This window comes from Streptomyces sp. E2N166 (genome assembly GCF_003671715.1).
Taxonomy (GTDB): domain Bacteria; phylum Actinomycetota; class Actinomycetes; order Streptomycetales; family Streptomycetaceae; genus Streptomyces; species Streptomyces thinghirensis.
In genome coordinates, this window is record NZ_RAIF01000012.1 from 1,025,250 (window position 1) to 1,030,754 (window position 5,505).

4 protein-coding genes are annotated in these 5,505 nt (G+C 72.0%); 2 read left to right on the plus strand and 2 right to left on the minus strand.

Annotation, left to right across the window (positions count from 1 at the left end; genetic code table 11):
- Positions 1–100: 100 nt before the first annotated feature.
- Entirely contained in the window at positions 101–637 is a 537-nt protein-coding gene (locus tag EBH09_RS12380; protein ID WP_193776258.1) for a sigma-70 family RNA polymerase sigma factor, read from the minus strand.
- Between the two features lie 349 nt (positions 638–986).
- On the opposite strand from EBH09_RS12380, the gene EBH09_RS12385 reads away from it, so the two are divergent.
- Entirely contained in the window at positions 987–2,003 is a 1,017-nt protein-coding gene (locus EBH09_RS12385) for an aspartate-semialdehyde dehydrogenase (RefSeq protein WP_121747026.1), read from the plus strand.
- 10 nt (positions 2,004–2,013) lie between these two features.
- On the opposite strand, the gene EBH09_RS12390 is transcribed toward EBH09_RS12385, so the two are convergent.
- Positions 2,014–2,490 (minus strand): DUF1203 domain-containing protein, encoded by a 477-nt coding sequence (locus EBH09_RS12390; RefSeq protein ID WP_121747027.1) that lies wholly within the window; start codon positions 2,488–2,490, stop codon positions 2,014–2,016.
- A gap of 113 nt (positions 2,491–2,603) precedes the next feature.
- On the opposite strand from EBH09_RS12390, the gene pepN reads away from it, so the two are divergent.
- On the plus strand, positions 2,604–5,177 hold the full coding sequence (gene pepN, locus EBH09_RS12395; RefSeq protein WP_121747028.1) for an aminopeptidase N: 2,574 nt from the start codon (positions 2,604–2,606) through the stop codon (positions 5,175–5,177).
- Positions 5,178–5,505: the final 328 nt, after the last annotated feature.

Genomic DNA, 5,505 nt, shown 5'->3' on the forward strand with positions numbered 1-5,505 from the left:
CTCGGCATCGGCGTCCGCGCCCGCCCCGGGCGGCAGCGGTTCGCCCGTGATCGCGGCCATCAGCGCGTCGTGCCCACCGGGATGCTTTTCGGCGGCCATCTCACACCACCTCGTCCTCGTGCAGGCGGGCCCGCATCGCCCGTACCGCCGTGTGCAGCCTGCTCTTGACCGTGCCCTCGGGGATGCCCAGCTCCTCGGCGATGCCGCGCACCGGCAGGTCGGCGTAGAAGCGCAGGACGAGGACCTGGCGCTGGGCGTCGGGCAGCTCGTCCAGGCCCTGGGCGACGGCGAGGGAGAGCAGGCTGGTGTCCTCCCCGGAGGGATGCTCCATCTGCCGCAGCGCGGCCAGGCGCTCGCCGATCCGGTCCTGGCGGCGCCTGGCCCGGTGCCAGTCCATGGCCAGGTTGGAGGCGACGACAGCCGCCCACGCGGACACGTCGCGCGGCGCCTCGCGTCCGCTCGCCGTCCGCTCCAGCAACCGCAGGCGGACCTGCTGCACCCCGTCCGGCAGATCCGCCTGCGGCACGCCGCCCAGCGCGAGCACCGCCCGCACCCGGCGTTCCTGAGCCGCGTCCAGAGGATCGTCGAGTACGCCGTCCCCCTGGCCGCGGCGGGCCTTTCCGCGCAGCACAGCCACCCCTCCCCCGCCACGTTTCCCCTATGACGCCGACGGGGCCCGAAACGTTCGCCCGGCGGGCGGAGACTTGCCGCGAGGCGTACGTCACATCGTCGTGTGGGCTGGGCGGGGATGGGCAGGGGCGGAACAGCACAGCTTGCGGCGCGGGGCCCGGCGGAGGTTGGTTCCCGCAGCTCAGCAGGGTTTTCCAGCGAAGGACCGCGCCCGCTGTACGAGCCACCGCGTCCCAGGGTGCGGGCATCCCGCGCAAAGAATTGGACAGGTGGGCCGGGCTTCGCCCCATGATGGAAAAGTCTCGGCCGAGCAAAGCGCGCGTGAAGACACGCGCACAAACGGAGAAGGAGTCACCGTGAGGGTCGGAATCGTCGGAGCCACCGGTCAGGTCGGCACGGTCATGCGCAGGATCCTCACCGAGCGGAACTTCCCGGTCACCGAGCTGCGTCTGTTCGCCTCGGCCCGCAGCGCCGGCAAGGAGCTGGACGGCGTGACGGTGGAGGACGCGGCCACCGCCGACTACTCGGACCTGGACATCGTGCTGTTCTCGGCGGGCGGCGCCACCTCCAAGGCGCTGGCCGAGAAGGTCGCCTCCCAGGGCCCGGTCGTGATCGACAACTCCTCCGCCTGGCGCCGTGACCCCGAGGTCCCGCTGGTGGTGTCCGAGGTGAACCCGCACGCGATCACCGACCGCCCCAAGGGCATCATCGCCAACCCGAACTGCACCACGATGGCCGCGATGCCGGTCCTGCGTCCGCTGCACGCGGAGGCGGGTCTCGAAGCGCTGGTCGTCGCCACCTACCAGGCCGTGTCCGGTTCCGGCCTGGCCGGCGTGGACGAGCTGTTCGAGCAGGTCAAGAAGGTCGGCGACGATGCTCCCAAGCTCACCCACGACGGCTCGGCGGTGGAGTTCCCGAAGCCGGACAAGTACGTGGCGCCGATCGCGTACAACGTGCTGCCGCTGGCCGGCTCCATCGTGGACGACGGCCTGCACGAGACGGACGAGGAGCAGAAGCTCCGCAACGAGTCCCGCAAGATCCTGGAGATCCCGGAGCTGAAGGTCTCCGGCACCTGCGTGCGCGTACCCGTCTTCAGCGGCCACTCCCTCCAGATCAACGCCCGCTTCGCCCGCCCGATCAGCGTGGAGCGCGCCAAGGAACTGCTGGCCGGCGCCCCCGGCGTCGCGCTCACCGAGGTGCCGACCCCGCTGGAGGCGGCCGGTCAGGACCCGTCCTACGTCGGCCGCATCCGCCAGGACGAGACCGTGGACAACGGCCTCGCCCTGTTCGTCTCCAACGACAACCTGCGCAAGGGCGCGGCCCTGAACGCGGTGCAGATCGCGGAGCTGGTGGCGGCGGAGCTGAAGGGCTAGGCCTCCGGGGCTAGCCCCGCCTCACCTCGTAGAGGAAGCAGCCGTACTCGACGGCCCGGACGTGGACGAACGCCACGGACGGGTCGTCGAGCGCTTCCCGGAGGGCGGGTGCGAAGGCGTCGGCGCCCTCGACCAGCCGCCCGCCCAGGATGCGCCCGTCGGCCGAGTAGCGGCGCAGGACGCGGTGCGAGTTCGTGTAGGGGAGGCCGTCCGTCTCCGGTCCCGCGCACTCCTCGGCGTGCACGAAGACCGGTCCCTGCTCGTCGTACGCGCCCGGTGCGGCGCCCGTCCCGGCCGCCCAGCGCCGCAGCGGTGCATAGGAGACCAGGGCGATCCTCTCCCCCGGCGTGCTGCGGCGCAGGCAGCAGCGCAGGGGCGCGCCGCCCTCGTCGTCGGTGAACGGGGCGGGCACGCGGCCCGCGTCGTCGGCGGTGCGCAGTTCCTTCAGGGCGGCGGGCGCAATGGGCCGTGCGGTGTAGTGCTGCATGCCCTCCAGGCTCGCGCGCGTCCGGCCCGTCCACCGGCGGGAAATGGACATCGCGTTCCGTGCGGGCCACGTGGAAGGATGGCGCAACCCACACATAACGAGGAGATGACCGCGTGCCTGGCACAAACCTGACTCGCGAAGAGGCGCGGCAGCGGGCGACGCTGCTGACCGTTGACTCGTACGAGATCGATCTCGACCTCACCGGCGCGCAGGAGGGCGGCACCTACCGGTCCGTGACCACGGTGCGCTTCGACGTCGCGGAGGGCGGCGGCGAGTCCTTCATCGACCTGGTCGCGCCGACGGTCCACGAGGTGACGCTGAACGGCGACTCCCTCGACGCCGACGAGGTGTTCCAGGACTCCCGCATCGCCCTGCCGGGGCTGCTGCCGGGGCGCAACATCCTGCGCGTGGTCGCCGACTGCGCGTACACCAACACCGGCGAGGGCCTGCACCGGTTCGTCGACCCGGTCGACGACCAGGCATACCTGTACACGCAGTTCGAGGTGCCGGACGCGCGCCGCGTCTTCGCGAGCTTCGAGCAGCCCGACCTCAAGGCGACCTTCCAGTTCACCGTGAAGGCGCCCGAGGGCTGGACGGTCATCTCCAACTCGCCCACCCCCGAGCCCCAGGACAACGTCTGGGTCTTCGAGCCGACCCCGCGCATCTCGTCGTACATCACGGCGCTGATCGTCGGCCCCTACCACTCGGTGCACAGCGTCTACGAGAAGGACGGCCAGTCCGTCCCGCTCGGCATCTACTGCCGCCCCTCGCTCGCCGAGCACCTCGACGCGGACGCCATCTTCGAGGTGACCCGGCAGGGCTTCGAGTGGTTCCAGGAGAAGTTCGACTACCAGTACCCGTTCAAGAAGTACGACCAGCTCTTCGTGCCGGAGTTCAACGCGGGCGCGATGGAGAACGCGGGCGCGGTGACCATCCGCGACCAGTACGTGTTCCGCTCGAAGGTGACGGACGCCGCGTACGAGGTGCGCGCCGCCACGATCCTGCACGAGCTGGCGCACATGTGGTTCGGCGACCTGGTCACCATGGAGTGGTGGAACGACCTGTGGCTGAACGAGTCGTTCGCCACCTACGCGGAGGCCGCCTGCCAGGCCGACGCGCCCGGCTCCAAGTGGCCGCACTCGTGGACGACGTTCGCCAACCAGATGAAGACCTGGGCGTACCGGCAGGACCAGCTGCCGTCCACGCACCCGATCATGGCGGACATCAGCGACCTGGACGACGTGCTCGTCAACTTCGACGGCATCACGTACGCCAAGGGCGCGAGCGTGCTCAAGCAGCTCGTCGCGTACGTCGGCCAGGACGCGTTCTTCCGGGGAGTGCAGGCGTACTTCAAGCGGCACGCGTTCGGCAACACGCGCCTGTCCGACCTGCTGGGCGCGCTGGAGGAGACCTCCGGCCGCGACCTGAAGACCTGGTCGAAGGCGTGGCTGGAGACGGCCGGCATCAACGTCCTGCGCCCGGAGATCGAGACGGACGCCGAGGGTGTCATCACGTCCTTCGCCATCCGCCAGGAGGCCCCGGCGCTGCCCGCCGGCGCGAAGGGCGAGCCGACGCTGCGCCCGCACCGCATCGCGATCGGCGCCTACGACCTCGACGCCGGCGGCAAGCTGGTGCGCGGCGAGCGCGTCGAGCTGGACGTGGACGGCGAGCTGACGGCCGTACCGCAGCTGGTCGGCAAGGCCCGCCCGGCGGTGCTGCTGCTCAACGACGACGACCTCTCGTACGCGAAGGTCCGCCTCGACGAGCAGTCCCTCGCCGTCGTCACCGAGCACCTCGGCGACTTCACCGAGTCGCTGCCGCGCGCCCTGTGCTGGGCGTCGGCCTGGGACATGACCCGGGACGCGGAGCTGGCGACCCGGGACTACCTCTCGCTGGTCCTGTCCGGCATCGGCAAGGAGTCCGACATCGGCGTGGTGCAGTCGCTGCACCGCCAGGTGAAGCTGGCCATCGACCAGTACGCCGCCCCGACCGCCCGCGAGGCGCTGCTCACCCGCTGGACCGAGGCCACGCTGGCGCACCTGCGGGCCGCCGAGGCGGGCAGCGACCACCAGCTGGCGTGGGCGCGGGCGTTCGCGGCGACGGCGAGGACGCCGGAGCAGCTGGACCTGCTCGACGCGCTGCTCGACGGCACGCAGACCATCGAGGGCCTGGCCGTCGACACCGAGCTGCGGTGGGCGTTCGTGCAGCGGCTGGCGGCGGTGGGCCGGTTCGGCGGCTCGGAGATCCAGAGCGAGTACGAGCGGGACAGGACGGCCGCCGGTGAGCGGCACGCGGCCACCGCGCGTGCCGCCCGTCCGACCGAGGCGGCCAAGGCGGAGGCCTGGGAGTCGGTCGTCGAGTCCGACAAGCTGCCGAACGCCGTGCAGGAGGCGGTCATCGCCGGCTTCGTGCAGACCGACCAGCGCGAGCTGCTGGCACCGTACACGGAGCGGTACTTCGAGGCGCTCAAGGGTGCCTGGGAGTCCCGTTCGCACGAGATGGCCCAGCAGATCGCGGTCGGCCTGTACCCGGCGGTGCAGGTGTCGCAGGAGACCCTGGACCGCACGGACGCCTGGCTGTCCTCCGCCGAGCCGAACGCGGCCCTGCGCCGACTGGTCTCGGAGTCGCGTTCGGGCGTCGAGCGCGCGCTGAGGGCGCAGGCGGCGGACGCGGCGGCGGCCGAGTAGGCGACGCCACGCCACCAGCACGCCCTCGGGGGCGCCCGGCATCGCGCCGGGCGCCCCCGTTGCGGTCGGGGCGGGCGCGCGGGGTGCGGGATGCGGGGTGCTTGCTTGCGTACCCGAAGGCGCGCCCCGGTGTGTGTTCAGCGGCCGGTCCCGGGGGAATTCAGGGGCGGGTTCCGGGGGCGCGGTCAGGGGCGGGTCCCGGGGGCGCGCGTACAGGGCCGTGCCCCCGTTGCGTTCAGGGCCGGGCGTCCGCCGCTGTGCGCAAGGCCGTGAGGACGGTTCCGACAGCGGCGCCCTCGCCCGCGCCCTTGCGCACCGCCGCGACGAC

Bases quoted from the DNA above. Each gene is read 5' to 3' on its own strand.
- EBH09_RS12390 (WP_121747027.1), bottom strand. From the start codon at position 2,490: ATGCAGCACTACACCGCACGGCCCATTGCGCCCGCCGCCCTGAAGGAA.